Annotated in this window: 26 protein-coding genes and 2 pseudogenes; 19 read left to right on the top strand and 9 right to left on the bottom strand. The window is 66.3% G+C overall.

Translation table 11 applies throughout. The features are described from left to right. The first annotated feature begins 107 nt into the window (after nt 1-107). Complete coding sequence (locus ABEB28_RS39170; RefSeq protein WP_345733364.1) at nt 108-1,316, top strand: hypothetical protein; 1,209 nt, start codon at nt 108-110, stop codon at nt 1,314-1,316. Nucleotides 1,317-1,340: 24 nt separating this feature from the next. Here the strand turns inward: ABEB28_RS39170 and ABEB28_RS39165 are convergent. From ABEB28_RS39165 to ABEB28_RS43295, 3 genes and pseudogenes are all read right to left on the bottom strand, one after another. Next, nucleotides 1,341-1,928 (bottom strand): annotated as a pseudogene (locus ABEB28_RS39165) (phosphotransferase enzyme family protein); the annotation flags it as partial. Nucleotides 1,929-2,121: 193 nt separating this feature from the next. Continuing rightward, a complete protein-coding gene (locus ABEB28_RS39160; protein WP_345733376.1) occupies nt 2,122-2,259 on the bottom strand; it encodes a hypothetical protein in 138 nt (45 codons plus the stop codon). Nucleotides 2,260-2,342: 83 nt separating this feature from the next. Further along, a pseudogene (locus ABEB28_RS43295) lies at nt 2,343-2,654 on the bottom strand (histidine phosphatase family protein); the annotation flags it as partial. A 10-nt stretch (nt 2,655-2,664) separates the two neighbouring features. Here ABEB28_RS43295 and ABEB28_RS39150 point away from each other — a divergent pair. Further along, nucleotides 2,665-2,877 (top strand): hypothetical protein, encoded by a 213-nt coding sequence (locus ABEB28_RS39150; RefSeq protein ID WP_345733363.1) that lies wholly within the window; start codon nt 2,665-2,667, stop codon nt 2,875-2,877. A 166-nt stretch (nt 2,878-3,043) separates the two neighbouring features. Continuing rightward, complete coding sequence (locus ABEB28_RS39145) at nt 3,044-3,841, top strand: helix-turn-helix domain-containing protein (protein WP_345733362.1); 798 nt, start codon at nt 3,044-3,046, stop codon at nt 3,839-3,841. Nucleotides 3,842-4,574: 733 nt separating this feature from the next. Here ABEB28_RS39145 and ABEB28_RS39140 read toward each other — a convergent pair. Beyond that, a complete protein-coding gene (locus ABEB28_RS39140) occupies nt 4,575-5,960 on the bottom strand; it encodes a hypothetical protein (protein ID WP_345733361.1) in 1,386 nt (461 codons plus the stop codon). A gap of 548 nt (nt 5,961-6,508) precedes the next feature. Beyond that, nucleotides 6,509-7,090, bottom strand: coding sequence for a hypothetical protein (locus ABEB28_RS39135; RefSeq protein ID WP_345733360.1), 582 nt, complete (start codon nt 7,088-7,090; stop codon nt 6,509-6,511). 134 nt (nt 7,091-7,224) lie between these two features. Here ABEB28_RS39135 and ABEB28_RS39130 point away from each other — a divergent pair, with 134 nt between their 5' ends. Together ABEB28_RS39130 and ABEB28_RS39125 are read left to right on the top strand one after the other, a co-directional pair. Beyond that, complete coding sequence (locus tag ABEB28_RS39130) at nt 7,225-9,153, top strand: histidine kinase (RefSeq protein WP_345733359.1); 1,929 nt, start codon at nt 7,225-7,227, stop codon at nt 9,151-9,153. Then, entirely contained in the window at nt 9,153-9,788 is a 636-nt protein-coding gene (locus ABEB28_RS39125; RefSeq protein WP_345733373.1) for a response regulator transcription factor, read from the top strand. Before ABEB28_RS39130 ends, ABEB28_RS39125 begins: the two co-directional genes overlap by 1 nt. A 52-nt stretch (nt 9,789-9,840) precedes the next feature. On the opposite strand, the gene ABEB28_RS39120 is transcribed toward ABEB28_RS39125, so the two are convergent. After that, nucleotides 9,841-10,398 carry a dihydrofolate reductase family protein gene (locus ABEB28_RS39120; protein WP_345733358.1) on the bottom strand — a complete coding sequence of 186 codons (558 nt, stop codon included), beginning with the start codon at nt 10,396-10,398 and terminating at the stop codon, nt 9,841-9,843. A gap of 100 nt (nt 10,399-10,498) precedes the next feature. Between ABEB28_RS39120 and ABEB28_RS39115 the strand changes: the two genes are divergently transcribed. Together ABEB28_RS39115 and ABEB28_RS39110 are read left to right on the top strand one after the other, a co-directional pair. After that, nucleotides 10,499-11,086, top strand: a complete 588-nt coding sequence (locus ABEB28_RS39115; protein ID WP_345733357.1) for a TetR/AcrR family transcriptional regulator — start codon at nt 10,499-10,501, stop codon at nt 11,084-11,086. A gap of 55 nt (nt 11,087-11,141) precedes the next feature. After that, nucleotides 11,142-11,843, top strand: a complete 702-nt coding sequence (locus ABEB28_RS39110; RefSeq protein WP_345733356.1) for a hypothetical protein — start codon at nt 11,142-11,144, stop codon at nt 11,841-11,843. On the opposite strand, the gene ABEB28_RS39105 is transcribed toward ABEB28_RS39110, so the two are convergent. Next, nucleotides 11,746-12,204 carry a winged helix-turn-helix transcriptional regulator gene (locus ABEB28_RS39105; protein ID WP_345733355.1) on the bottom strand — a complete coding sequence of 153 codons (459 nt, stop codon included), beginning with the start codon at nt 12,202-12,204 and terminating at the stop codon, nt 11,746-11,748. The genes ABEB28_RS39110 and ABEB28_RS39105 overlap by 98 nt on opposite strands. Before the next feature lie 77 nt (nt 12,205-12,281). Between ABEB28_RS39105 and ABEB28_RS39100 the strand changes: the two genes are divergently transcribed. Beyond that, complete coding sequence (locus tag ABEB28_RS39100; RefSeq protein WP_345733354.1) at nt 12,282-13,091, top strand: SDR family NAD(P)-dependent oxidoreductase; 810 nt, start codon at nt 12,282-12,284, stop codon at nt 13,089-13,091. Between the two features lie 9 nt (nt 13,092-13,100). Beyond that, a complete protein-coding gene (locus ABEB28_RS39095; protein WP_345733353.1) occupies nt 13,101-13,502 on the top strand; it encodes a VOC family protein in 402 nt (133 codons plus the stop codon). Here ABEB28_RS39095 and ABEB28_RS39090 read toward each other — a convergent pair. Beyond that, on the bottom strand, nt 13,499-14,002 hold the full coding sequence (locus ABEB28_RS39090) for a methyltransferase family protein (protein WP_345733352.1): 504 nt from the start codon (nt 14,000-14,002) through the stop codon (nt 13,499-13,501). The two genes, ABEB28_RS39095 and ABEB28_RS39090, sit on opposite strands and share 4 nt — an antisense overlap. 88 nt (nt 14,003-14,090) lie before the next feature. Here ABEB28_RS39090 and ABEB28_RS39085 point away from each other — a divergent pair, with 88 nt between their 5' ends. The 9 genes from ABEB28_RS39085 (at nt 14,091) to ABEB28_RS39045 (ending at nt 23,815) form a co-directional block, all read left to right on the top strand. Then, nucleotides 14,091-14,591: a MarR family winged helix-turn-helix transcriptional regulator gene (locus ABEB28_RS39085; RefSeq protein WP_345733351.1), complete on the top strand. Its 501-nt coding sequence runs from the start codon at nt 14,091-14,093 to the stop codon at nt 14,589-14,591. A gap of 203 nt (nt 14,592-14,794) precedes the next feature. Continuing rightward, a complete protein-coding gene (locus ABEB28_RS39080) occupies nt 14,795-15,325 on the top strand; it encodes a GNAT family N-acetyltransferase (RefSeq protein WP_345733350.1) in 531 nt (176 codons plus the stop codon). 501 nt (nt 15,326-15,826) lie between these two features. Beyond that, complete coding sequence (locus ABEB28_RS39075; RefSeq protein ID WP_345733349.1) at nt 15,827-16,618, top strand: SCO2525 family SAM-dependent methyltransferase; 792 nt, start codon at nt 15,827-15,829, stop codon at nt 16,616-16,618. A gap of 31 nt (nt 16,619-16,649) precedes the next feature. Next, nucleotides 16,650-18,494 carry an SCO2524 family protein gene (locus ABEB28_RS39070; RefSeq protein WP_345733348.1) on the top strand — a complete coding sequence of 615 codons (1,845 nt, stop codon included), beginning with the start codon at nt 16,650-16,652 and terminating at the stop codon, nt 18,492-18,494. Between the two features lie 2 nt (nt 18,495-18,496). Next, the gene (locus tag ABEB28_RS39065) at nt 18,497-19,417 is read left to right on the top strand and encodes an SCO2523 family variant P-loop protein (RefSeq protein ID WP_345733347.1); all 921 of its coding nucleotides are present in this window, start codon (nt 18,497-18,499) and stop codon (nt 19,415-19,417) included. After that, a complete protein-coding gene (locus ABEB28_RS39060; protein WP_345733346.1) occupies nt 19,414-20,385 on the top strand; it encodes an SCO2522 family protein in 972 nt (323 codons plus the stop codon). The genes ABEB28_RS39065 and ABEB28_RS39060 overlap by 4 nt, the downstream gene beginning before the upstream one ends. 42 nt (nt 20,386-20,427) lie before the next feature. Next, nucleotides 20,428-21,399, top strand: a complete 972-nt coding sequence (locus ABEB28_RS39055) for an SCO2521 family protein (RefSeq protein WP_345733345.1) — start codon at nt 20,428-20,430, stop codon at nt 21,397-21,399. A gap of 180 nt (nt 21,400-21,579) precedes the next feature. Beyond that, nucleotides 21,580-22,329 carry an SCO2525 family SAM-dependent methyltransferase gene (locus ABEB28_RS39050; RefSeq protein WP_345733344.1) on the top strand — a complete coding sequence of 250 codons (750 nt, stop codon included), beginning with the start codon at nt 21,580-21,582 and terminating at the stop codon, nt 22,327-22,329. A gap of 544 nt (nt 22,330-22,873) precedes the next feature. After that, complete coding sequence (locus ABEB28_RS39045; protein WP_345733343.1) at nt 22,874-23,815, top strand: DUF6879 family protein; 942 nt, start codon at nt 22,874-22,876, stop codon at nt 23,813-23,815. A 6-nt stretch (nt 23,816-23,821) separates the two neighbouring features. Here the strand turns inward: ABEB28_RS39045 and ABEB28_RS39040 are convergent, their stop codons facing one another. Then, a complete protein-coding gene (locus tag ABEB28_RS39040) occupies nt 23,822-24,289 on the bottom strand; it encodes a MarR family transcriptional regulator (RefSeq protein WP_345733342.1) in 468 nt (155 codons plus the stop codon). Nucleotides 24,290-24,352: 63 nt separating this feature from the next. On the opposite strand from ABEB28_RS39040, the gene ABEB28_RS39035 reads away from it, so the two are divergent. Then, nucleotides 24,353-25,534: an FAD-dependent oxidoreductase gene (locus ABEB28_RS39035; RefSeq protein ID WP_345733341.1), complete on the top strand. Its 1,182-nt coding sequence runs from the start codon at nt 24,353-24,355 to the stop codon at nt 25,532-25,534. Nucleotides 25,535-25,541: the final 7 nt, after the last annotated feature.

Here is a 25,541-nt window from a genome sequence, read left to right as displayed (position 1 = left end):
TCGTATGTCAGTAGCCAAGCTACCGCCTCTAGGAGACGGATGCCCGACCAGTATCGTCCAACCCGAGCGCCCCAGGTCGCCGACCTGCCACGCTAGTACCGCAGCTTGTGAAGGTCATCATCGATTGGAGGCCTGTGGACGACAGGGAGATCGCCGGGCGCGCCTTCGGTGAGGTCTACACGGTGAGCGGTACGAGAGCCGACTTGCACCAGTTCCTCATCGATGCGGTCGAGGCGTCCGGCGGGCGAGTGCTCTACGCCAGCGATCCGCGCCGTGCACCGGTCTATCTCGGCGTCCAGCTGGACTCCGACGAGCGGATCGGGATGCTCGTCTATCCATTCCGGATGACGCGCAACCAGATCCCGAACCGGCCAGACGATGAGGTGCGCGGCCAGCTTCGCTATGGCTCCGAAGAAAGCTGGAAACGCGAGCATCCGGTGAGTCGTGACATCGCTGGCGTTGACGTGACGATGATCGTCGGTATCGACACTGTCGGTGGTGTGCTTCTCGGACTTGATGCGTCCTTGTGGGATCCGCTTCCGATGGGGATCTCATTCTACGCGAAGGTGGCCGAGATCGATCGTGGCCACCAAACGAGTTGGTACGTATGGGAAAAGATCAATCGTGGCGGAACGAGACGGCAAGAGGCGCGTTCGCCGACAAGTCTAGAGACTGTCGTCGCTTTTACTCCGAGTCGCTTTATTGATTATGCTCGGCTGGAGCGTCGCGCCACCTCCCTCGGCCTTGACCAGGCGCTGCGATTTGCGGCTGCGAGAGCGATGGCCGATCGGCCGCTCGCGAATGAGCCCGGATGGCGCCACGTCCTCGAAAAGCAGTTCGATCTGTCGAGCCAGCAGATCCTAGACATCATCAGTGGTCGGAACCGGCTCGCGGTTGCGGTACGGGGCGGGGTCGCTGAGCACCACCTAGAGCAGCAGCTTCACAACCATCCCGCGGTGGAACACGTGCATCGCCTGGATATCGACGCGATGCACGACTTCGATGTGATGCTGAAATCTGGTGAACAGATCCGGATCGAATGTAAGAACGCGAGCCCCAACGCTACCGCGAGTGGTCGATATAAGGTTGAGGTGCAGAAGACCCGCGCATCGAAGGGTGATCCGGCCTCACGCTTCTATCCGGTAGAGGCGTTCGATGTCGTCGCCACGTGCCTATTCTCGGCTACCGGAAGTTGGGAGTTCCGCTTCGGCCGTACCTCAAAGATGCGGCGCCATCAACACTTTTCCGATCGGCTTGCTCCCGTTCAGGAAATCACCGAAGAATGGACTAATGATCTGTCGACGTTGACGGAATAGTGGCGATTGCGTATTGGTTTTGGCCTACGAAGCTGCGCCACGGATGAATCCTGTGACCGAGTCCAACGGTGTGCAGTGGGCGATGATTTGACCATCACGATCATCGAGTGCGCCGTAGCCAGCGAGGAAGGCGGCTTCGAGGTCCGGACGGCTGGCCCAGATGCGGCTCGCGAGGCGGACAAGGTCGCGTGCCGCGAGGTCGTATCGCGAGTGCTCGAAGTCGATGACGCCGACTTCACCGTCGGGCCGGACCAGCAGGTTGCGCGGCATGAAGTCGAGATGGCATGGCACGGGGGGGATTGGACCAAGCCCGGTCAGCTCCTGGAGATGCGCGCGGACGTCCGCGACCTCGGCGGCGGTGAGGATGTCAAGGCCCCGGCTTAACCAGTACTCTCCTCGTTCTGCGAGCCAGACCGTCAAGTCCGGCTCGTGCCATGGCGGCCCCGCGCCGTGGAACTGGCGTAGGAGCTCACCTGCTTGGCGGTACGCGCCGACTTCCTGGCTGCGTTCGATTCGGGCTTCGCTCAGTTGGAGTCCCGAATACGCCGTGACGACGATCGCCGGCTGGTCGGTGCTGACAGCGACCAACTCGGGCGCGTGTGCGCCCAACGCGGCTGTCCAGTTCCGGTAGGCGTGGACCTCCTGCGGTGGCGCTCGGGACTGCGGTGCAGCTTGACGATGACCTCGCCGTCGCTGGTCGATGCCCGTAAGACGGCGGTGCCGTCGTGGCCGGGAAGCGCGACCGGCTGAGCGGTGGGATCGACCAGTTGGCGGCAGAGATCGAGGAGTTTGGCGGCGGGCGTGGTTACGGGCACGGCTCCACCAGATGCCGCGTGTCGTTGTGTGCGGTGAGCATCCAGGTCTCGCGGTCGAAGCGGTTGACGTGGCGCTGCCAGCGGCTGATGCCGGTGTGGTCGGTGACGTATCCAATGGCGACCCGCACATCTGGGGGTATGTGCAGTAACAGCGTGTGAACGGCTTCCGTGGTCTCGCGTGCGCCACGACGTGGATGCGGTGGCAAACGTGCTTGTCGAGCAGTTGGCGGAGGATGCTTTGTGTTCGGGCGAGGTACTGGTTCCACGGCTCGGCACCGGGTGCGTACGGCTCGTCGGGCCGGTGTTGGGGCGGGCCACCGAACGCGGTCTTCATCTCGCTCCAGGGCTGGCCATCGGCTTGGCCGTGGTCGGGGCCGCGGAGATCGTCGAGGATGATCGGGCTGACTGGAAGCGCGACGGCGATGGCAGCGACTGTGTCCTGCACCCGTTTGCGAGGCGTGCCGTAAACGGCGTGGAACGGCCGGTCGCGATGCTCGGCCGCCAGGCGGTTGGCCAGTAGCATGGCGGGGCAGGTGGTGACCGAGGCTCACATGCAAGCGCTGTTCGGCTACGGGATGCATCCGGACGCCGACCGGATCATCGCCACCTACCAGGAGTCCCACGCCCGGGCCGGGATGACCGAGGCCCAGATTCAGCGGCTGGTCGAGGACGCCCGCCGTGCCGCGGCACTGGGCCGGAGTTGGTTCTTCCGCCGCCTGTATGCGGCAGGCAAGTACGCGCGGTGATCTATCACCGGGCTAACAGCACCCGCAGCAGTTGCTTAGGCGCTGTCGCGTGCCACGCGCCCGACCAGCTGGCGACGCGTTGACCAGCGCGAACATGTTGCAGGCTCGGGACCCCTGTGTTCTACTTCAAGTTGTGAGGCATCAGTGAGGCATAGTGAGGCTTTGGATGACACCATCGTCGCGGGAGAGTAGTGAGGAACTGGGTGCTGCGATCCGCGGTCGACGTTTGGAGCTAGGGCTGACGATCGAGCAGGCGGCACTGGCGGCGGGGGTTGGGAGCGAGTCGTGGCGCCGGTATGAGCTAGGTAAAGCGATCCGCGTAGACAAGATCCGCGGCGTGTGTCGCGCTCTGCGTTGGCAAAGCCTGCCGGCGCTGGCTGACGATGTCAGCAGCGCGGGTACCGGCACCGATACAAACTGGGAGCGGGTCTTGGAATGGGATGTGTACTCGCCCCAGATGGCAGCGGTCCATGGTGATCCCCAAGCGCGGATCTTTGCTCTCGGCTACCAACTCTTGATCGAGGAGCAACTCAAGCAGGACATAGCTGCGCTAAGTTCGCGTCCGCGGGGATCCCATCTAGGCGAACTCGGTGGTAGTGCCTGGCTCGATCGGTACCTACCAAAGCGCTGGCTGACGCGGTACGACTACGAATTCTGCTATCAGGTGCTGGCGGTCGCGACAGCAGTTCGGAATCGGCTGGCTGCACCAAAGGAGGAATCCGTTCGCATCGCCAGGTGTCCGCTAGACGCGATCATGCTCTATCTGATTGTTGAAGACGGTTACAGCGCATTCGTCTTTGGTGAGGGAGACAATCCCGCCAATCTCGTCGATGTGGGCGCCTGGTTGCTCAAACTGACGGGTAAAGACACCAACCGAGCGTACGCCGCCCTCTATGACGACGCCGTTAGAGTTCCCGTTGGAGATCCGTGGTACTTTGACCACTGGTTCGATGAGTTCGAATAGAGCCGACGTCAATCTACGCCAAGACCGGTCCGCAGGCGACTTCCATTGGACTTTCCCACGCACGGAACTGTCTCAGTCGTCAACGCAGGACGGCGGCGGGTGAAGTTCCCCCACTCGATTGGGGTGTCGGCGACGCCTGGCGCGACGAGCCGGCCATGCCATAGGTGATACATTGATCGGAGATCTGAACTATGTCCGGTGACCGCAGGAACTACCTTTTCCGCCAGGCGCTGCTTGTGCTATGTGACAGTCGTCGGCCAATAACGCGTAATGCACTATATCTCGGAGTAGAAGACCGCGTTCAATTGACCGAGGAAGAGGCGAGGATCCGCCGCCAGAGTGAAGGGATATCAGTTTGGCGGCACGACTGCGGCTGGGACCCAACAAAGGTGGGCAAAAGGCTCGGCTGGCTAGAGCACGACGTGACGCGGAGGCTCTGGGCACTCTCTAGTAAAGGCATTGAGGCGCTGAACCGGCCAATCGAAGAAACGTATGCGGCTATGGATGCTTCGCGCGCGGCCTATGGCCGGGGCAAGCCTGCGGCCTGATGCCAGGCCGATAAGGCTGGGCGGCACGGGCGGCGAGTGAGCAACTGGACGCTGCGAGCGAAGTGGCCAATCGGATCTTTCGGCATTACAGGTTCGTCCCGCGATGGCCAGTCCACGTCCGAGCATCTGCTCGGTCATCTGCTGCTGAACGACTTCACTGAAGCCTTCTTGCGGCTGATCTGTCGCTAGCCTTTCGATGGCGTTTCGAAGAGAAGATCACCCGCCCGCCGGATCCGAATCCCTGAGCCTGGAACTCTTGATAGCAGTTGGCGCATCAGGTCCTCGGCATATGACCGGGTCAAATTCGTCGCGACGTACACTGAACCGGCCGAGGTGCTCACCTCCTTGGGAAAATATCCGGGGGTGATATCATCGGGGCTCATTCCGACAGCGCCCGTGACAGTGGCTGCGGCCAGACCCTCGCGCTCCGCCACAAACTTTGCCAAATCGCGCACGGCTCGCGCGGCGGCCACAGGCCGTTGGGTTTCCTCGAGGCCCTCCAGAGAGTAAATAGTAAAACGGCCGCGCACACGGCGCAGTCGCAAACGGAGGAGTTGCTGCCGGTCTTCGCCCTCAGCGGTCTCGACGTAGCGATCGCGGAAAATGGCAAGGAGCTCGTCGTCCAACTTTCGGAGCCCGGTTGTAGTAGTGGGATAATCCATCAGTTTCGCGACATGGCCTTCCTCAATGTCGGAAAGCGCTGCCTCCAGCTGGCCGATCGTCGTGACCTCAAGTGCGCTCAACTGATCGAGGATTAGCGCCTGAAGCAGGGAATCTCCCGGCTCGTCTCCTGGGAAACGGTTGGCGATCAATGCGCCAAGCGCTGCTGCGTCCAGTGGGTTCGAATTGAGCGTCTCTGGGCTCGGCTCGTCTAGATCGATCACAGACTCATCGGTCGGTACGGCGCCGTGCGGCCGGATCAGCTCCTCGATTTTATCGAAGATCTCGTCCATATACCGACGCATGCCGCCGGCCTCGATGAAGTATTTGTCGACCAGTCCCCGGTCGTCGTCGGCCAACTCGCGGTAGGCGCCAGACTTATAGCGAATGTCGTGCTCGTACTCAGCCCAGGCGTGGCCCGCCACGCTGCGGAGTTGGATTTCCAGCGCTTGATATTTTCCGAGATAGTCGGTGAGTGCCTTGTAGCGTCGTCGGACCTCCGAGTCTCTGATACCGGAGATGACGATGTGCTCGCTGTCGTACCCGTTGTGCTTGAAGTCTCCGGGGTTCCGTCGCTCCCGCCAATCGCAGCGGGTCACGATAAGCTCGGCAAGGTCGTTGCGTGCCCTTAGGGTATAGACGATCACGCGGGCGGCCACGCAGTCGTGAATCTGTGTGCTGGGGTCGGCATATCTAGCCGTCCCGTCCTTCTTCCTCTTTAAGGACTTGTCCGTATACGATGCTAGCGTTTTGGCGCGCGCCTGTACGAGATGGACGTCGATACTGCCGTCAAGCGCTAACTCTTCAAGGAAGCGCTTAGTCTCCTGTGCCGCCTCGCCCAGGAATGCCTGGTCCTTCGCGTATCGCCAAAGGTGGGAGGGAACGCGCTCGAAGCCATCAATTTCGGACACATAGGAAGATTACCTGCGCCGAATCCTGCGTGGGGAGGCATACGGGCATTCGATCGGGCAGAGCTTCGACGATCGACGTAGTGGCGAAGCGTCTGCCGGCCGCGCCGACGGTCGCCGACCTTCCCCGCCGCGATCTCGGTTTCAGCCTTCTGCCACGCCTTGTCGGCCTCCTTCTCACTGCCGAACGTTCCGGCCGACCGCTCGTTGCCCTTGATGTCCCAGTAGTAAGCCGTGTACCGAGCCTTGCCCTTGCCGGTTAACCGCTTTCGCGAGTACCCCATGCCGCCGCCCTCCCTTCTTGACCGTGGTTGACCGTGGACCCAGAACCATCAATGGCCACAGGCTGACATCAGTCAGCATGAATACATGGCCTCTGACCTGGAGTTTAATGATGATCCACCACATTGGCCAGTACACATTAGAACGGCGACACCTCGTTCGCATCGAGGGGGTCAGGGGTCCGAATCCCCTCAGCTCCACCAAGTCTGTTCAGGTCAGAGGCCGGTTTTCCCTCATGGGAGACCGGCCTCTTTCTGTGAGCGGAAGCGCTACGCCGCGGGCGTCGCTTCGACCGGCACTGCTGCTCGGCGACCGACCGGGGCGCCAGTCACCGCGAGTGCTCCGAACGCTGCCACTAGTGCGACGTTCACCAGCACAGCGAGCCATCCGACGTTCGCGATGTGCGCGACCGGCCACACCAGCGCGGCCACGGCCACCAGCGCGACGATCCAGGCTGCTCGGGCACCACGGAGCGCGACGGCGATGAGGAGCAGGGTCAGCGGGAAGAACAGGCCGAGCGGCTTGATCAGCACGGCAACGCCCGACGCGTCGACGAGGTCGGTGTCGCCGAGGGACACGTGGATCGTGTTGAACCCGTAACCGACGTTCCCGGCCACCCCGAGCACGCCGACGATCAGCAGTGCCACGGCGAGGGCTCCGTCGGTCCACGTCAGGACACGCAGGAGCACGACCGTGTAGAAGGTGGTGCCGAGGATGTGGAAGACCGCGGCCGTCGGATCGTCCCAGCCCGACACGGCGTACAGGCTGTCGGCGACGAGGTAGAGCACCGGCGCGACGATCAGGGATGCGGTGAGCAGACGGTCGAGGGGCGACCCGGGGACGGACCTCATGGCGACTCCTTGGCGTGGTCGATCAGTCGTCTCGACCTTCGCCGTTCGGCGCGGTGGACGGACCAGAGCAGGCCCTTCGGTGTCCGAGGGTCAGCACTGATCCGCCTCGGCGTCCGCTCTGCGACCATGCGCCTATGACGCGGACCGCGATGCTCGGCCCGGCGATCGGCGCCGTCACGTTCGGGCTGGTCGTGGGCGGGTTCGCGCTCGGCATCCACGTGGGGAACGTGCACAACGGGCTGATCGCCGTGTCGTTCACCGCGGTCGGGCTCTACGTGGTCCGGCGGCGGCCGGCGAACCGTGAAGGCTGGCTATTTGTCATCACCGGAGTCGCGCACGCGGGGATGTTCGCCGGCCGCGAGTACGGTCTTCACCCGGGGCCGCTGCCGGGTGCCTCCTGGGTGGGGTGGCTGGGCGTCTGGCCGCTACCGATCGTCCTGATGTTCACCTGTTTCACGCTGATGTGCTTCCCGACTGGGCGGCTGCCGTCGCCAGGGTGGCGACCGGTCGTCGGGGTGCTCGCCGCGATCGGAGTCGTGCTCGCCGCGGTGTCGGCGCTCTGGCCGGTCGAGTACGCCCGCACCGGGCTCGTGGCGCCGCACCCGCTCGATGTCCCGGGTGCGGACGAGGCGACGACGTTCTACTCGGTCGCGCGCCCCGTCGCCTACTTGCTCTTCCAGCTGGTCGCAGTCGGGTGCGTGATCGCTCGCCTCCGCCGGACGCACGGGGACGAGAATCGCCAGCTCCGCTGGTTCGTCTTCGCAGTTGCCGCGACGGCTCTCGTCATGGTCGGTGGCCTGCTGGTGTGGCGCTCCCCGCTGCCGGGCGTCCTCTCGGTGCCGATCGCCGCGGTGGTGGCGGGCGCGGCGATCCTCAAGTACCGCCTCTACGACATCGACCCGGTGATCAACCGGACGTTGGTCTTCGGCGCGATGGCCTTCGCCGTTTCACTGGGTTACGTGACGGTCGTCCTCGGTTTCGGCCACCTCGTGGAGGGGCGCGGCACCCTCCTCTCCCTGATCGCGACTGGCATCGTCGCAGTGGCGTTCGAACCAGTGCGGCGGCGCGCTCAGCAGTTGGCTGATCGCCTGGTTTACGGCTACCGGGCCACCCCGTACGAAGCGCTCGCCCGGTTGTCGGCGCATCTCGCCGCACCGGCGGAACGGCTCCTCGGGGGAGTCTGCACAACGATCGCGGACGGCGTCGGTGCCCGTGAGGTGGTGTTGTGGACGGGATCGCGGGAGGCGCTGCGAGCGGTGTCCGCGTGGCCGGCGTCCGCATTGTCGTCGGAGACGCGGACGCTGACCGATCTGAGCGCCGTACCCGTCGTGCACGACGGCCGATTCCTCGGAGCCGTGACCGTTCGCAAGGCTCCGGGCGACGCGCTCTCGGCCGCCGAGAAGCAGCTGGTCGGGGATCTCGCCGCGCAGGCCGGCTTGATCCTGGAGTTGAGGGCGACCGCCCAGCGCCTCGTCGTCGCCGGCGACGCCACCCGCCGGCGCTTGGAACGCAACCTGCACGACGGCGTCCAGCAGCGACTCGTGGCGGTCGCACTGGAACTGGGCGGCGTGGTCCGTCTCGCGGAAGCCGTCGGGAGCACCGAACTGACCGCTCGGGCCGAGGCCGCCCGTGCGCAACTGCTCGAAGCCACCGCGGAACTCCGGGAAACTGCGCGCGGGTTGCACCCGGCCGTCCTGACGCAGGACGGCTTGGAGGCGGCTCTCGGCCATCTCGCCGATCGTTCGGCCGTGCCGGTCCGGGCGACCGTCTCGGTAGGACACCGGCTGTCACCGGAGATCGAGGCCACCGCGTACTACGTCGTGAGCGAAGGGCTGACCAACGTGGCCAAGCACACCGGAGCGACACTCGTCCGTCTGCGAGCGGAACTCACCGATGTCGGGCTGGCACTCGAGATCGCCGATGACGGCTGCGGGGGCGCCGCGGTCCGCCCGGGAAGCGGGCTCGAGGGACTCGGCGACCGTCTCGCGACGCTCGACGCGCGGCTGGTCATCGACAGTGACGTCTCCGGTACCACGCTGCGGACGGTGATCCCGTGCGCGTGATGCTCGCCGACGACGCGGTACTGCTCCGCGAGGGGATGGCACGGATTCTCCGCGAGACCGGGTTCACCGTGGCGGGACAGACCGGGGACGGCGTGACGTTGATCGATCTGGTGCGGCGGGAGCCGCCCGACGTCGCGATAATCGATTTGCGCATGCCGCCAGGTTTCTCCGCGGAGGGACTCGAGGCAGCCGCAGCGATCCGAGCGTTCGCGCCGGGCGTCGGCCTGATGCTGTTGTCGCAGTACGTCGAGGTGCACCACGCGCTGCGGCTGCTGACCGAGTTCGACGGCGGAGTCGGATACCTGCTCAAGGACCGCGTCTCCGACCTTGCGGCATTCGGCGCCGACGTGCGCCGAATAGCGCGCGGACAAACGGTGATCGACCCCGAACTCGTCACGAGGTTGGTCGCCCGGCGGCGAGAACGCGACCCGTTGGATGAGCTGACCGAGCGGGAGCGCGCGGTGCTCGCGCTGATGGCCCAGGGACTGTCGAACGCGGCGGTCGCGGCCGAGATGCATCTCGCAGTGAAGACGGTGGAGGCACACATCCGGTCGATCTTCACGAAGCTCGACCTGGCACCCGACGACCGCGAACACCGTCGGGTCCGGGCCGTGCTGACGTTCCTTCGGGCGTGACGACCGGTCCCGCGAAATGCCATACCGTGCTGCGCCGACGCAGGGTGCAGCGCTAGGCGGCTGCGGGCTCGTACACGAGCAGGAGCGCGCCCGATTCGAACTGCCGCGTCCGGGTCAGGCGCAGCTCGGTCCTGGCGTAAGGGCCGTCGAACAGGCGGGTGCCGCCGCCGAGCAGCACCGGATTGACGACCAGGCGGTACTCGTCGACGACGCCCAGTCCGGCCGCGGCGCTGGCCGCTCGGCCGCCGGCGAAGAGCGCTAGGTCCTGGCCGCTCTGCTGCTTCAGCCGAGTGATGGCCTCGGCCGGGTCGTCGCCGAGGACGTGGGAGTTGTGCCAGTCGCTGCTGCGGAGGCTGCGCGAGAGCACGTGCTTCGGCAACTCGTGCATGCGGCGTACCTGGGTCGGCGACGCTTCCGCCCCGGCGTGCGGCCAGTAGCCCGCCAACTCCTCGAACGCCACCCGGCCGAACACCATCCCGCCGATGTCGGTGAGGAGGTCGTCGATGTACCGCTGGAACTCTTCATCCGCGAAGTGCCAGTCGATCGCGCCGGCGGCGTCGTTGACATAGCCGTCCAGCGACACGTTGATGTGCAGAAAGAGTCGTCCCACGAGGTCCTCCGAGGCTAATTTTTGGCCATCTGACCAAGAAGTGCTCCGGAAGCTACTCCCTTCTTGGACGAGTGGTCAAGAAGTGGCCTAGCATCGCGTCATGGCAGTCACCGGTCGACCGCGTTCGTTCGACGACACCGAGGTCATCAGCCACGCCAAGGAGGTCTTCTGGCGGCGCGGTTATGCCGGCACGTCGATGCGCGACCTCAAGGACGAGCTAGGTGTCCTGCCCGGGAGTCTCCACGCGGCCTTCGGCGGCAAGCACGCACTGTTCCTGCGGGCCCTCGAGACCTACGCCGAGGAGGCGCGCGAGGCGGCAGAGCTCCGGACGGACGGGTCGGCGCTCTCCGGCGTGCGCCAATTGCTGACCGACGCGCTCGAGGGCGCTCGCTCCACCCCGGGCCGTGGCTGCATGCTCGGCAACACGTCCACGGAGGTGCTTCCCGCCGACGAGGATGCCGGTCGCATCGTGCAGCGGGCCTTCGGTGCGCTGGAATCGGGAATCGAGAAGGCGCTGACCACGGCTCAACGGGCGGGCGAGATCCGCGGCGATGTCGACTGTGGTGCCCACGCCCGGATGCTGCTCGCCTTGCTGCAAGGCCTGCACGTCGTCGCCCGGGCGGAGCGAGACCCCAGTCGGCTCGACGACGCCATCGACGCGGCCCTCGGCGCTATCTCGACGCGCTGACCGCACCGATCGCACCAGCTGACTCCAGGGCCCGTCGGTCGTGGATCATTGGCGGGTGATACCGCACGTCGACGTCGAAGCCGGGATCGTGCCCGAGCTGCCCGCCGCCGCGCAGTACTGGATGCCGGCGAAGGAAGAAATGCTCGGCGAGGGCATCGGATACTTCCGCGGCGTCTGGTCCCTCTACGACGTGACCCGCGAGGACGCCGCCGCCGTGGCCGCGAGTGAGCAGGCGGCCGTCGCGGCGCTCGACGTCCTCTCGCCGAATGCGCAGCAGTTCGATCGGCTCGCGCGCGTCCTGGAGACCCACGACCCGTCCACCGATGCGGACGACGAGGCGGCCGTCGCGCTTCTCGCCGAGCAGGTGGACCTCACCTCGCTGCACCTCGGCGGGCTGGAGGTCGGGGTAGCGGGCCTCTCCTTCGCCCTGGCCGCGATCGGCTGCATTCCGGCGGCGAGCTGTCGTGGCCATATGGGCGACGACGCCTGGTCGTACAACCCGATCGTTTTCGCCGCCGTCGATCGCCCGCACGCCGACTGGCTGTTGCCGCGGGTGCGCAGAGCGAAGTGTGGGTTCGGTATCGGCGCTGGCCGCGAAAATGTGCTGGCGATCCAAGCGCACTCGATCGTCGACCTGATGGCGCTGACCGCGTCGATTCTCAGGGAGTCCGACGGACTTCCCGCGCCGCCGTTGCGGTGGGGTCGGAGTCGGTCTGCGGACGCCGATCACCGGCTGCGCGCTCCCGGGCCGCGGTGAGGTCGGCGTGGTGGGCGACCGCCCAGTCGGCGAGGGCGGAGATCGGCCCGAGCAGCGTCGTGCCGAGCGGCGTCAGGCGGTACTCCACCGTCGGCGGTAGCGTCGGGAAGACTTCGCGGTCAACCAGCCCGTCGGTCTCCAGGGTGCGCAGCGTCCGGGTGAGCATGCGCTGGCTGAGCCCGTCGATCGTTCGGTGCAGTTCGTTGAACCGGTACGGCCGCTGACCGAGCAGCACCAGCACGAGCAGGGTCCACTTGTCACCCAGTCGACGCGCCACGTCGGTGACCGGGCACTGCTCGTACTCGTCCGAGGGCACCGGACTGGGCAGCACGGCGCGCACACCGGTGTTCGCAGTGGACATCGAAGTGCCTTCTTCCGGTCGCCGAAGCATCCCCGCAGGATCGAGTCCATCACGGAACCCCGGTGGTGGAGGACGGCATGCGCACAGTGGTAATTGGCGGCGGCACCAACGGAATGGGCCGCGCATTGACTCTGGAACGGGCGAAGCGCGGCGACCGAGTCGTCGTGCTCGGACGAAACCGGCAGCGTGGCGAGTCGCTCGCCGGTGGCCTCGTCGAGTTCCTGCCGGTCGACCTGTCCAGCGTGGCCGAGACACGGCTGGCCATCGACGAGATCTCCGCCCGGTGCGAAGTGGTGGACGCGCTCGCGCTGTTCGCCAACGCGGTCGCGCCGGAGCGGATCGAGACGGCTGAGGGCCTGGAGCGGACGTTCGCGCTGTACTACCTCAGCCGGTATCTGCTCAGCTTCGGCCTTGCCCCGGCGCTGGAGCGGTCGTCGTCGCCGGTGATCGTGAACGTCGCCGGGGTCGGGGTGACGAGAGGCTCGGTCAACTGGGACGACCCACAGCTCACCGGGCGGTACTCGATGGTCCGCGCTCAGCTCCAGGCAGGCCGGGCGAACGACCTGCTCGGCGTCGGATTCGCCGCCCGAGCCGGGAGCCGAGCCCGGTACGTGCTGTACCACCCCGGGTTCACCCGTAGCGGCGACCGCAGCGCGCTGCCCCGGGTACTGCGTGGGCTGTTGGCGGTCACGGCGGCGGTAGCGGCGCAGCCGGTCGAGAAGGCGATCGGGCCGATCCAGCACTTCGTCGAGGATCCGCCGTCGGAGCCGCTGATCGCGGTGGACCGCGGGCGGCGGCTTCCGCTGACACTGCCGACGCTCGATCCGGCGGAGGCCGAGCGGCTGATGGATCTCACCGAGGAGATCCTGGCTGCGGCGCGGTCGTAGGCTGCGGACGTGCACATCGAGTCCTTCACGATCGTCGTCGAGCAGTACGACCCGGCGATCGAGTTCTTCACCACGGTGCTCGGCTTCGAACTGGTCGAGGACTCACCGGCCGTGATGACCCACGGCGGCCGCCCGAAGCGTTGGGTGGTGGTCCGGCCACCCGGTGCACGGACCGGCATCCTGCTCGCGCAGGCCGACGGCGAGCGGCAGGCCGCCGCGATCGGCGACCAGGTGGCCGGACGCGTCGGCTTCTTCCTCCGGGTCGACGACTTCGACGCGCACTACGAACGCATGTGCGCGGCCGGCGTGGAGTTCGTCGGTGAGCCGCGGGACGAGCCGTACGGGCGCGTGGTGGTCTTCGTGGACATCGCCGGCAACCGCTGGGACCTGCTGGGCCCCGACCCGCGCTAGCTGCCGGTGGAGCCGGGCCAGGGCGTGCGGCGGGGCCACCAGCCGGGTACGGCGGCTCGGTACGCGTCGTAGTCGCCACCGAACTGGCGCCGGAGCGTCGGCTCCTCGTAACCCCGCACGAACGCGGCGGTCGTCGCAGCCACCACCGCCGCGTACGCCACCAATACCGGACGCCACAGGAGCAGCGCCTGGCCCAGGATCGTCGCCACGACCGCGAGGTACATCGGATTGCGCACGTATCGGTAGAGCCCGCCGACGACCAGGTGTGCCGTGGGCGCCACCGGGGCAGGCGTACCCAGGCCTTCACGGACGAAGCGTGCGAACGCCTGCAGCAGGACCGCTGCGCCGGCTACGACGAGGATGGCGCCGAGCCACCGCACCGCGATCGGGGCCGCGCCCGCGTCCCAGCCGGTGAGTGCCCAGGGCGCCAGGCCGGCGACCGTGCCAGGGGCGAGAGCGAAGAACAGTGCGCTGCCGGCGGCGGCAGCGCGGCTACGCATGACGACCGGGCCGTGCGTGCGGGGGAAGGCCGATCATGGGAGACGCCCCTCTACGAGCCATCGCGGCTAGATAGGTAATATATTACCAATGCCTTCTGATGCACAGTCGCCCTTCGAGATCGGGACCGGCGCAGGCCTCCCGCCGTCGGTCCGGGCCTTCCGTACGCTGCTGCTGGCCGCGCAGCGTCTGCGCTACCTGATGGACGCCCGGCTGCGTGCCGACGGCGTGACGTCGCAGCAGGCGGCGCTGCTCACCGCGGTCAGCGCACTCGGCACGCCGACACTCGGCGAAGCGGCCGCGGCGCTGGGGACGACACATCAGAACGTCGCCCAGCTCGTCGCGTCGCTGGAACGGAAAGGATGGCTGACCAGCGAGTCCGATCCGGCGGACCGGCGGCGGCGGCGTTTGGCCACGACCGAGAAGAATGCGGAGTACTGGCGAGGCCGCGACACCGCCGACCACGCGGCAGTGGCCGAGTGGTTCTCGATGCTCACCGAGGACGAACTGAGGACGCTCGCCACGCTGGCCGGTCGGGTGGCCGCCGGGCTGGACACCCCGCTACGGGCGGCCCGCGCCCAGCGGGACTAGCACGAAAAGCGCGCTCCTAGAACGAGGACATCGCGACACTGCAATCCGACGAGTCGATGTTCGACGCGATTCAGAAACGCGTGTCACCGCTGCCCCAAGAGAACCGAATGAGGCGGAATTGGCACCCTCCACGTTGGTCACGGGTAGCATCTTGTACTCCGCCGATTTCCGCACCGCTCCAGCCGTGAGGAGAAGAGCAGAGAGTGGCACACGTAGACCAGTCGGTTCCGAGTCTTCCACCGCTTCCGCCGGAGTACGTTATCCGCCGATGCGACCGCGACGACCTTCCCTCGGTCGGAAGGGTCGACAGCGCAGCATTTTCGGGCCACGACCTGTATCCCCAATTCTTTTTCGTCCAGGCGCTGGACATCTTCGCAGGGGGTTTCCTGGTGGCCGAACGTGCACGAGAGGTGGTTGGCTACATCATTGCCGTGGTCGGCCAAGACGTCGAACCGCGCGGATGGATTCTTTCGCTGGGTGTTCACCCGGATCACCAACGACGGGGAATAGGAAGCAATCTGACGGCCGAGGCCGAAGCCTTTCTCGCTGGGAAAGGTTTGGAGCAACCCGTGCTGACCGTCGATCCGGCCAATACCACTGCTCTTCGTCTCTACGAGAAGCTCGGCTACGAACAAGTCGGGAAGCTCCGGAATCACTTCGGTGAGGGCGAGGACCGGCTCCTCATGAAGTTACGTCTGACCAACACACGTTCCGAACCGTCCAGAGTGGGATGAGCGCCGTGCCAGGGATGCGGGCGGCGGCCCGGTAGGTGCCGCCCGGCGACGATGGCGAGGCGGATCGCTGCGTCGGGATGTTACCGAGGTGTCTCGGACGGCCTGTTTGACGCGTCGAAATGCGTCATATCCTCTCCAAGGAAGACGATGATGCTGTTGGGGATCATCGAGGGGAGGATCTACGCTTAGCGCCGATATGCCCAGCGCTACTGACGTTATTCAAACAAATCGGCAGTTAGCTGCGGCACTGTCGTTCACGCGCCCGGGCGGCATCCTGTCCTCTGTGGAGGCGGTGCACGTGCCGATGCCCGTGCATGCGATACTGGCGCGCCGCTTCGCGTGCTGTCGGTCGCGACTGTGTCCCTGGAGATTTAAGTGTCGGGTAACGATGTTGTAAAAACTCTTGATCTCGCAGAGTCTGCGGGACGTTCGAGAGTACTCACTGCGAAGGTGAATCACACCAGCGGTGTCGCTCTGGAGCCCTTCCCTAGCTCGCTTCCGGTGGCCGAGACCACCCTCGGTGTCTCGGGCGACCTATCGCTCGACGGGTGGACACTGAATGCTGATGTTGACTGGGATAGCTTCCATCCCGAGCCGTATATCGACGACAACTATCGCACCGTCCGGCACGACGACGGCAAGATAATTGAGCACTGCACCGGCTTCTTCGAGCGTTCCGTCGGTCAGACCCTGCTGTCGCCGAACGCTACGGCGGTAGATGTCGGATCCGGTGCCAATCTGTACCCGGCGCTCATGATGTTGCCCTTCGTGGCGAACGTGCACCTTTTCGAGCGTGGCGCGGCGAACGTGGCCTGGTTGAACGGCCAGCAGGGCGGGTTCGACGACAATTGGCTGCGGTTCTGGGACCGGATGAGTCCTATCGGACATTATGCGCAAGTATCACACCCCAAGCGCGATTTTGCCGCGAAAGCCGAAGTGATCCAGGGCGACCTGTTCGATCTTCCGCCCGCGAAGTACGACATCGGTACGATGTTCTTCGTAGCGGAGTCCATGTCCACCGACGAAGCAGAGTTCAAAGCCGCGTTGGAGAGGTTCATCCGTTCCTTGCGGCCCAGCGCTCCGTTCGCTGCCGCGTTCATGGAGAAGTCTCACGGCTACAAGGTCGACGGCGTGCTGTTCCCCGCCTGCCCGGTCGATGAGGACATCGTCCGACTGGCGTTCGATCGCATCGCCCTCGACCTGGACATCGTGCGGGTGCCCTACGGCGCCGATGACGGGGCACTGCGGGACGGACACGACGCGATGATCGTCGCGACGGGTCGAGCTAAGTGACGGTTCGGCGCTCGGAGGTGCTGACTCGAGGATGAAAGCTCAACCGCGTCAACACCTGTTGGACATCTGGGAAGCCACCGCCCGTGTGACGGTCGTCGACGGCACGTGGCAGTGGGGCGGCCGCGTCGGCGGCAACTCGGTCAGCGATGCGGAGCAGTTGCTCTGCCTGATGTACCCCGCGTCCGAGGTCAAGAGCTTGAAGCTGGACCAGCCGGACCAGACCGCGCGGGAATCGGTCCAGGCGCTGGCTCTGCTCGGCGACAACATCGAGATTCCGCGACGTCTGGTCGGAGTGCTCACCGAGTACATGACCAACTATGTGGACGACAACGGTGCACCGATCTTCTCCGGCGACTCGTACTTCGGCCCGCACGACAACCCGGAGCTGGTCAGTCCCGAGCAACGTGCGCTCCCGATCGTCGAGTCGTTCTCGGTGTCCCTGACGCTGACACTGGCGACGCTGGGCTTCGTCCGCATCTTCCGCAGCAAGGTGACGCGGGACGACATCCTCAAGGACATCGACGCCCTCGAGCACCTGGCGAGTAGGCGATTGACCGCCGCGATGGTCGGCCTGCTGCGGAGCTTCACGGTGAACGTGTTCCGGACCACCGAGGAGCCGGGCCGGATCCTGATCCGCACGGCCAACCAGCGCAATCAACCCGACCAGGTCGTCATCGAGGATCTGCAAGCTTCGCTCGAAGAGGTGCGCGCGGGTCTCCGCGACCTCTCGATCGGTTCCGGTCAGGTCGAGTCCGACCTGGACAACCCGAACCGCCTGTTCGAGTGCGGTTGGTCGTGGAGCGTCATCAAGGACGCACCGAAGATCGAGACCAGCGAGGACATCGGACCGCAGTTCGGCGGGGTCGCCCCGGACCGGCCGTCGTTGTACTTCACGGTGAACGCGCTCGCCGGAATCCTCGATCTCACCACCGAGCGGACCCGCGTCCTGCGCCTGCTGAACGAGGAGCAGCAGCGGCTCGCGGCGGCGCTCCAGGTGCGGTACGACCTCGTGCGGCGGTACTGGGCGACGCTCGCCACGTTCGGCACCGGGCGCTGGCCGCTGGAGGACATGCCGTGGCGCACGAGCGACGCGGAGGAGTCCGACTACTTCACGTTGCTCATGACGTCGCTGGTCTCCGAGGACCTCGACCGTCGCCGTGCCACCGACGCGGAGCTGAGCAAGATCCTGCAGGTGCTGAACGAGCTGGCGAGCCGTGGCCGGATCACCCGGCGTGCGGTGGCCAACGACCCGGCGGTCGCGCTGCACTCGCCGGGCCTGCAGCTGCGGCTGGTCGGGAGCGAGCTGTCCGGCCCCCAGCAGCTGACCTGGATCGTCTCCGACTACGCCGCGATGCTGCTGAAGCGGACCGTGGCCGTGGCCGCCCTGGCCCGCAGCCAGGAGCTTCGCCGGGATCTGCTCGACCTGGCCGAGGAGGTCTGGACCTACCTGCTCCGTCGACGGCTACGCAAAGGCCCCGGCAAATCACTCTGGGACCAGCCGGCCGAGGTCTTCCCGCTCGAGGAGTCGCTGCCTCGGCACGAGCGGCCGTCGTGGTACTTCACCGAGCGCATCGTGGAATCCCTGGTCGCTTTGTCGAAGCTCTTCGAGGGCCGGCCGCTCTCCAGCGATCCGCTCGTGGAGCATGCCTGGGCCGTGTTGGGCGAGGCAGAGCAGCTCTTCGACCAGGAGCAGGAGCGGAGTTCGGCGCAGGCCAACACCAAGATCCAGGCGACGATGCACGCGATGCGGGAGAATCTACGCCGCGCCCGCGTCCTCGTGTCCGAGCGTCCGGCGACCGCTGCCGTCCTGGCCAACGACGTGTTGCGTGCATTGAACGAGCTGGAGGTCGCCCGCCTGGACGCGGGAAGGATCTAGCCGTGTTGGTATTCGCGACCTCCGACAAAGGCGGCACCGGCCGCTCCGTCACCAGCGCCAACATCGCCTATCGCGCTGCGCTGCAAGGCGCCGACGCGTGTTACCTGGACTTCGATTTCGGATCGCCGACCGCCGGGGCGATCTTCCAGATCCACGGCCTCGCCCGCGGCGCGCAGGCGGGGGGTCTCCACAGCTGCCTCCACGAGACCGGTGCCACCCCGCTGGAGGTCGACGTCTGGAACGACTCGGATCGGGAGGAGATCCGGGAGGCGCGTCCCCGGAGCGCGGGTGAGCTGGTGTTGTTCCCGGGTGACGAGGGGGGAGGCGAGTTCGCGGCCACCCCGGCGGCGATCGAGCGTTGTGTTCGCCTGCTCGCGCGCCTGGACGAGGAGTTCGACCTCTGCCTGGTGGATTTGAGCGCGGGGCGCTCGTTCGCGACGGACATCGTCCTGGAGGCGACGCGAGCGCCGGAGCTCGGTTCCGCGATCGTTCGGTGGCTGGTCTTCCATCGCTGGACGCGGCAGCACATCATCGCCGCGAACGGCCTGGTGTACGGCGTCGGCGGGATCCTGGACAACGGCGTGGCCCTCGGGCACGAGGCGAAGAAGCTGCAGAACGGGCTGCGATTCGTCCGGACCGCCTATGTCGATCCGGACTCGCCGTCTGTTCGTGGGCTCCAACCGCCGCAGATCGCCTGGTTGCACAACACCGACCGCCAACTCGCCGACCTGGCGAGCAAGCAGCGTCTCGGACAGACCGCGCGGCTCGGTACCGTTCCCCTCGATCCGGTCCTGCAGTGGCGCGAGCAGCTGATTCTCGACGAGGACGTCGCGAATCGTAAGGTCGCCAACCTGGAGACGACGCAGGCGTTCGCCTCGCTCGCCAAGAAGCTGCTCGACACGGCCTCCTGGGAGGGCTTGTGAGCCCGGTCAAAGCCACCCACAGCGAAGCGGCTGGTGCGCTCCGTCCCGTTGCCTCGGTGCCGCTGTCGCATGTGTCCATCGAGGTCGGCCACTTGTACATGGAGGACTTCGCACCCGGGCAGACCGACTTGACGGCGTACTTCCGTCGGCTGGCGCCGTGGGTGAAGCTCGGGACCGAAGAGCTGACGGCCGGCCAGAAGCGCCCGCGAGTGAGTACGTGTTTCCTCGTCGACGACTACTTCCGGCGATCGTTCCCGCCGGGGGCGGTCCTGCCCGCGGTGATCGACGCCGCGGCCGAAGCCGGCCTCACCATCGACTACATCGCGCGGGAATCAGCGTGCGCCGAGGCGGGCGGTGTGCCGCTGGCTCCGCTGGTGCGGTCCCGGTTGGTCGCCGAGCCACCTGCCGGAACCAACGGCTCCCGCCCACCGGTCACCGAGGTCGGCTGGCTCTCGAACGGCATGAGATCACCGTCGACCGGGCTCGAGGCGATGCAGGCGGGTAAGGCGTGGCAGCCGCCGACCGAGAACGCCGCGCGGAATCACTCGGTGTTCATGGACATCGAATTGTGGAGCGGCGACACCGGGGCGGAGAAATGGTCGTGCGCCTACCTGGCCGCGGTCTGGCAACTACTCCGGCTGGGCGTCCTGCGCTTCGAGGGAAAGCCGGTGACGGCGCTCGCCGATGCTCCGGCGTCCTGGCCGGACAGCTGGGACGACGTACCCCCCGTTGTGCGTCTGAACGAGCGCGCCGACCCCTTCAGCGCTTATCGCACGCTGTCGGTGATGACCAATCGATTCCTGGCTACTGAGCACGCGGTGCGGACGATACTGGGACAGGTCGAGGTGGACCCCGCCGTCCTCCGCGACGTCGACGGGCGTGCCGAAAACGAACAACTCGCGCTGCCCCGCGAGATCATCGAACGAATCAGTTACGTGTTTCTCGGAGGCGGACCGCTCAGTGCGTAGTGCGCCCGGTGGCGCGTCGACAGGGGGCTCCACATGCTGGCCATGAGCGAGATCCACACCGGGCTGGCCCAGTACCCGACATCCGTACCGTCGAGGGTGGCCAGGCAAGCGCTCGCCTTGCAGCGGGTCGGTGAGTCGGTACGCGCTTTCGAACGGCCCGTGCCCTACGTCGTCTCCCCGGACGCCTTCGTCGGCGTCGATTGTCGTCTCGTGACCTCGTCCGGCGGCCGACCCCGGGTGGTGGGCGCCGTCGCGAGCCGCGCCTCGATCAGCGGGGAGCGAATTCTTCAATCGTCGGCGATGGTCGAGGTGGTCCGGAGCGAATCCGACCGACGCCGGCCCTGGGCGTACTACCTGACTCGTCCGGGCATCGTGGAGACCATCGGTAAGACCCGGCCGGACGCGATCGCCGATGGCTTCCTGACCGCGGCGGCGGGCTCCGGACTGTACCTGGGTGGTATCGCGGAGCGGCTCATGGACGAGGTGCAGCGTTCGCTCCTGAGAGAGGGGCAGAAGCTACCGGCGGCGCGACGCCCGCGCGCGATCCGGGGCGCGCGGACCCAACTCCGCTGGGTACTGCAGCTCACCGAGGACGGCGGTGAGGATCGCGTCGCGTTCGGCCTGCAAGACGGATCGCTGCGAGTGCTCCGGATACGATCCTCCTCCCTGACGCCGGACCAGGCCGGTGATTTCGCCGCGGTCGTGGCCAGGCACGACTGGTTGCTCACCGCGTTGAAGACCTACGTCGACCGAAGCCGCCTCGATCAGGGCATCGACGACCAGGCGTTGGCGAAGCTGCAGCCGATCGTGGATCACCTGCTGCACCTGTGGATGCCGACGGCCCGGTTGGACGACCAGCTGACGCCGTACTGGGAAAGCCTGGAGCGCGCATCGGGGTTCAGCCGGCAGTGGGACACGCAGGTCGCTCGTATCCGCGATCAGCTAGCGATGCACACGATCACTCTGTTGCGCGGGCTGGGTAGCCGGGCGGAGCCCCGAGCCGTCGGCGAGTAGAAATGTGTCTCGCTGTTCACAACAATGCGCTTTCGTCTCACCGCGCCATTGACGTGATTCACCTGATCACGGAATTTTCACTCAGCGGTGGTCATCCACCATCTACGCTGTAAAGGTTGGCAGCGGGATTTCTGGGAAGTGCTGTCGAGCATCTGCCGCCGTAGATCCGGGGGAGTGCTGATGGATGCCGGCCAGCCGCGCAATGAAGAAGTCAACTGGAACGATTTCGATGCGAAAAGCTATCTCCGGCACAACTACCGGACGCTGCGCGGGGACGACCGAAACTTCATCATCGCGACGCGCGACCATTTCACCGCCCACCCGCCGCGCCCGGGCGCGATCGGTGTCGATCTCGGAACCGGCGCCAATTTGTATCCGGCTTTCACGATGCTTCCCTTCGTCGAGAAGTTGACGTTGCTGGACCGCTCCGTATCGAACGTGCGATGGATTGCCGGACAGTTGTGTTTCTACGATCGATCGTGGGATCCTTTTTGGCAAGTTTTGTGCGAGAACGCAATCTATCGCCGAATCATGGATCCGCGAGCCGCGTTTCGTCGGGCCGGGTCGGTCCTCCTCCGTGACCTCTACACGTTCGAGCCGGAGGTGCAGTACGACATCGGGACGATGTTCTTCGTAGCGGAGTCGATCTCGGCCGACTGGGAAGAGTTCAAACTCGCCCTGGAGCGTTTCCTGACGCTACTCAAGCCAGGGGCGCCGTTGGCCAGTGCATTCATGGAGAACTCGCGGGGTTATCAGGTGGCAGGCAAGCCCTTCCCGGCGGTACGGGTGGACCGGGATGACATCACCCGCCTGCTCTCGCCGGTGGTGGAGGGGCTGAGCGTGCACTACGAGCCGGCGGCCACCGAGGACGGATCGCTCCGCGAGGGTTATGACGGCATGATCCTCGCCGTCGGCCGGAAGAAGGTGTAGTGACCTGTTTCTGACTGGTGGAGCAGACGGTGCCGGTGATTCTCAGCCGAATTAATGTGGACGGTGCGGTGGTCGGGTAGATCACTCAGCGAAGTGTGGCCGAAGGTTTCCGTCTTCCCCGCGAAATCGCGAACCGCATCAACTACGTTTTTGGCGGGAACGTCGGCGAGCCATAGCCGGCTGTGACTGGACCGGGGGCGAGAGTGCTGGTACTTGACGAGGTACACACCGGGCTGCTGCGACATTCCACGCCGATTACAAATTCGATGACGCACCGTGTCGCCGATCACCGGGCGCGGCCGGACACGATCGGCTCGCCGGCCGCGGAGCGCGCTGGGAGACTGCCGGCGGCCGGCGTGGGCCGCGTATCCGCCCTGGTCCGGCGGGCGCAGGCCGACCGAGTGTGCGACCGATCCGCGGTGGCTCCGGTCAGGCACCTGGATGTGATGCCGCAGGAATCAGTAGGGGAGTGCGGATGAGCGGGGGGACGAGTCGTCGCATGGGGGGAAGCAACGCGCGAATTGCTTGGCGCATCGTTATTTCGTTGGCGATCGGCGGACTGACCTACGGACTGACGAGCTTGACCAATGCGCGCGGATCGGGCGCACCGGATCAGGCCGCACTGACCGCGCTGACACTCTCGGTCTTCCTCGGCGGCGTCGTGCTGGTCGTCCAGTTCCTGATGGAGCTGGATGGGCGATTACGGGCGATCGAAGAGCGGCAGATCGACCACGAGCAGAACATTCACGAGGTGGTCCATCGCGCATTCACGCGGATCACCGAGTCGTCGCGTCTGCTGGGAATGCTGGAGGAGAGTGCGGCGCGTTCCGACGCGGTCACCCAGATGGTCCGGCACGCGATCCTGATCAAGCCGGGCGAGCCCGATCTCGTCTACGAGTTCGCGCAGAACGAAATCACTCGCACGTCGTCCTTCTTGAAGGCGCTGGCTGCCGGCGAGGCCACCTACGAGGGTGAGGACCGGGACTGGCTGATCGGCTTGACCGACTGCACGCGCTCCCACATCGACGCCACCAGCTTCGCGACGGTGGACGCCGGCGGTGACAGTTTCGGGAACGGCTTCTGGCAGAGCGCGCTCGGGCGCCGGTACCTCCAGGCTCAACAGGACGCCCGGCAGCGCGGCGTGACGGTGCGGCGCATCTTCATCTTCGACAAGCCCGACATGGTCACCGACGAAGGATTCCGGGACATCTGCACGATGCAGCGGGCCGCCGGTATCGACCTTCGGGTGCTCGACTACCACCGCATCAACCAGTCCCACATGGACCTGCGCGACTTCATCATCTTCGACGGCGACGTCAGCTACGAGACCGTGGCCTCGTCGAGCCGGGTGAACCATGCGGTGCCGGCGATCCTCAACACCAAGTTGGTGCTCGACATCGGTCAGCTCAGGAAGCGGGCGGCCGATTTCGAGTACCTCTGGTCGCTGGGCAAATCCCTGGAGGAGTACCTCGTCCTGAGCGCGTGAGGCCGCTCATCTGTCGGCCCTCGGGAGCCGTCCGGTGACCTCCTGCTGGAGCCTCGCCGCCTCGGTCAGGTAGCGCAAGATCGCGCGCAGCTCCTCGTCGCTGAACGTGTCGTAGAGCTGGTGCAACGGCCGCAGCAACTCGACGAAGTGCGGTCCGATCGCATCCAGGCGGCCGCGGACGATCTCGACCAGGACGCTGCGCCGGTCCTCCGGGTTGGGGATGCGCCGTGCGAACCCCTTCTTCTCCAGACGGCTCAACAGGCCGGTGACCGAGGCGGGCGCGAGGCCCGAGCGCTGAGCGAGATCGCCGGCGGTGAGCGGGCCGAACCGCTCGATCAGATCCAGCGCCTTCTGCTCGGTGGCGCTCAGCCCGGAGAGTTCGGCGAGCGCCGTGTGGAACATGACCGCCACCGTGCTGAGCGCCCGTCCCGCCATGTCCAGCTGCGCGATCAGCGTCTCGCGTTCGGAGGCCACGCTTGACATCGTACTTTATGTTTAGTTTGGCCGAACGAAATACTTCCACGGACGGAGACGGTCATGCATGCGCTTGTCATCGGTGGTGGCGTCGCCGGCGCGGCGGCCGCGATCGCGCTCCGCCGCGCCGGTCTGGACGCGACGATCTACGAGCGGCATCCGGACGTCGCGGACGACGTCGGGCTGTTCCTCACGTTCGCCGGCAACGGAATGGACGCTCTGCGCGTTCTCGGGGCGGCCGAGCCGGTCGAGGCCGCCGCGTTCCCGACGCCCCGGATGGTGATGCGCAGCGGAACCGGCCGGGTGCTCGGCCGGATGGCGCACGGGGCCGAGGGCGCGACGAGCCGGACGATCCGCCGTGCCGACCTGTACCGGGCGCTTCGCGACGAGGCGGTGCGGCGGGGCGTGCCGGTCGAGTACGGCAAGAGCCTGGTCGGCGTCGAGCAGACGCCGGACGGCGTCCGAGCCCGCTTCGCGGACGGGAGCGAGGCGCAGGGCGACCTCCTGGTCGGGTGCGACGGCCTGCACTCGTTGACCCGGACCGTCATCGACCCGGACGCACCGGCTCCGCGGTACGTGCCGGTACTGAACACCGGTGGCTACGCCCGCGGTGTGGAGGTCGACGCCGAGCCGGGAACGTTCACGATGGTCTTCGGCAAGCGCGCGTTCTTCGGCTACGTACCGGCGCCGAACGGCGAGGTGTGGTGGTTCGCCAACCCGCCGTATCCCACCCCGCCGACGGCGGCGGAACTCGCCGAGATCGCCACGGGTGACGCGTGGCGGCAACGGCTGCTCGACCTCTTCGCCGGAGATCGCTCGCCGGCCGTCGCGTTGATCGAGGCGAGCACGAACCCCATGACCGGCTGGGCCACGTACGACCTCCGCGCGGTGCCGAACTGGTACCGCGGGCGAGTGGTCCTGGCCGGGGACGCCGCACACGCGACGGCACCGTCGTCCGGGCAGGGGGCGTCGATGGCGATCGAGGACGCGGTGGTGCTCGCCAAGTGCCTGCGGGACCTGCCCGACGTCGCGGACGCGTTCGCCACCTACGTCGCGCTGCGCCGGCCGCGGGTGGAGCGGGTCGTGGCGGCCGGCGCAAGGACCAGCTCGATGAAGGCCGCCGGGCCGGTGGGGCGAGTGCTGCGGGACGCGATGATGCCGGTGTTCCTGCGACTGGCGTCGCGTTCGATGAACAACGACTGGATGTACCGCTACCACGTCGACTGGGATACACCCGCCGCGTAACCGACCG

Origin of the sequence: Cryptosporangium minutisporangium (assembly GCF_039536245.1) — a bacterium.
GTDB lineage: Bacteria > Actinomycetota > Actinomycetes > Mycobacteriales > Cryptosporangiaceae > Cryptosporangium > Cryptosporangium minutisporangium.
Note: the sequence above shows the minus strand (reverse complement) of the source record. Positions and strands in the feature narration are given on the sequence as shown.

What these genes read in the sequence shown, in the direction of transcription:
- ABEB28_RS39050 (WP_345733344.1), top strand. Translation starts at nt 21,580, where the DNA reads ATGGATGCCGGCCAGCCGCGCAATGAAGAAGTCAACTGGAACGATTTC.
- ABEB28_RS39115 (WP_345733357.1), top strand. Translation starts at nt 10,499, where the DNA reads ATGGCAGTCACCGGTCGACCGCGTTCGTTCGACGACACCGAGGTCATC.
- ABEB28_RS39145 (WP_345733362.1), top strand. Translation starts at nt 3,044, where the DNA reads ATGACACCATCGTCGCGGGAGAGTAGTGAGGAACTGGGTGCTGCGATC.
- ABEB28_RS39125 (WP_345733373.1), top strand. Translation starts at nt 9,153, where the DNA reads ATGCTCGCCGACGACGCGGTACTGCTCCGCGAGGGGATGGCACGGATT.
- ABEB28_RS39100 (WP_345733354.1), top strand. Translation starts at nt 12,282, where the DNA reads ATGCGCACAGTGGTAATTGGCGGCGGCACCAACGGAATGGGCCGCGCA.
- ABEB28_RS39130 (WP_345733359.1), top strand. Translation starts at nt 7,225, where the DNA reads ATGACGCGGACCGCGATGCTCGGCCCGGCGATCGGCGCCGTCACGTTC.
- ABEB28_RS39105 (WP_345733355.1), bottom strand. Translation starts at nt 12,204, where the DNA reads ATGTCCACTGCGAACACCGGTGTGCGCGCCGTGCTGCCCAGTCCGGTG.
- ABEB28_RS39035 (WP_345733341.1), top strand. Translation starts at nt 24,353, where the DNA reads ATGCATGCGCTTGTCATCGGTGGTGGCGTCGCCGGCGCGGCGGCCGCG.
- ABEB28_RS39090 (WP_345733352.1), bottom strand. Translation starts at nt 14,002, where the DNA reads ATGCGTAGCCGCGCTGCCGCCGCCGGCAGCGCACTGTTCTTCGCTCTC.
- ABEB28_RS39085 (WP_345733351.1), top strand. Translation starts at nt 14,091, where the DNA reads ATGCCTTCTGATGCACAGTCGCCCTTCGAGATCGGGACCGGCGCAGGC.
- ABEB28_RS39135 (WP_345733360.1), bottom strand. Translation starts at nt 7,090, where the DNA reads ATGAGGTCCGTCCCCGGGTCGCCCCTCGACCGTCTGCTCACCGCATCC.
- ABEB28_RS39055 (WP_345733345.1), top strand. Translation starts at nt 20,428, where the DNA reads ATGAGCGAGATCCACACCGGGCTGGCCCAGTACCCGACATCCGTACCG.
- ABEB28_RS39070 (WP_345733348.1), top strand. Translation starts at nt 16,650, where the DNA reads ATGAAAGCTCAACCGCGTCAACACCTGTTGGACATCTGGGAAGCCACC.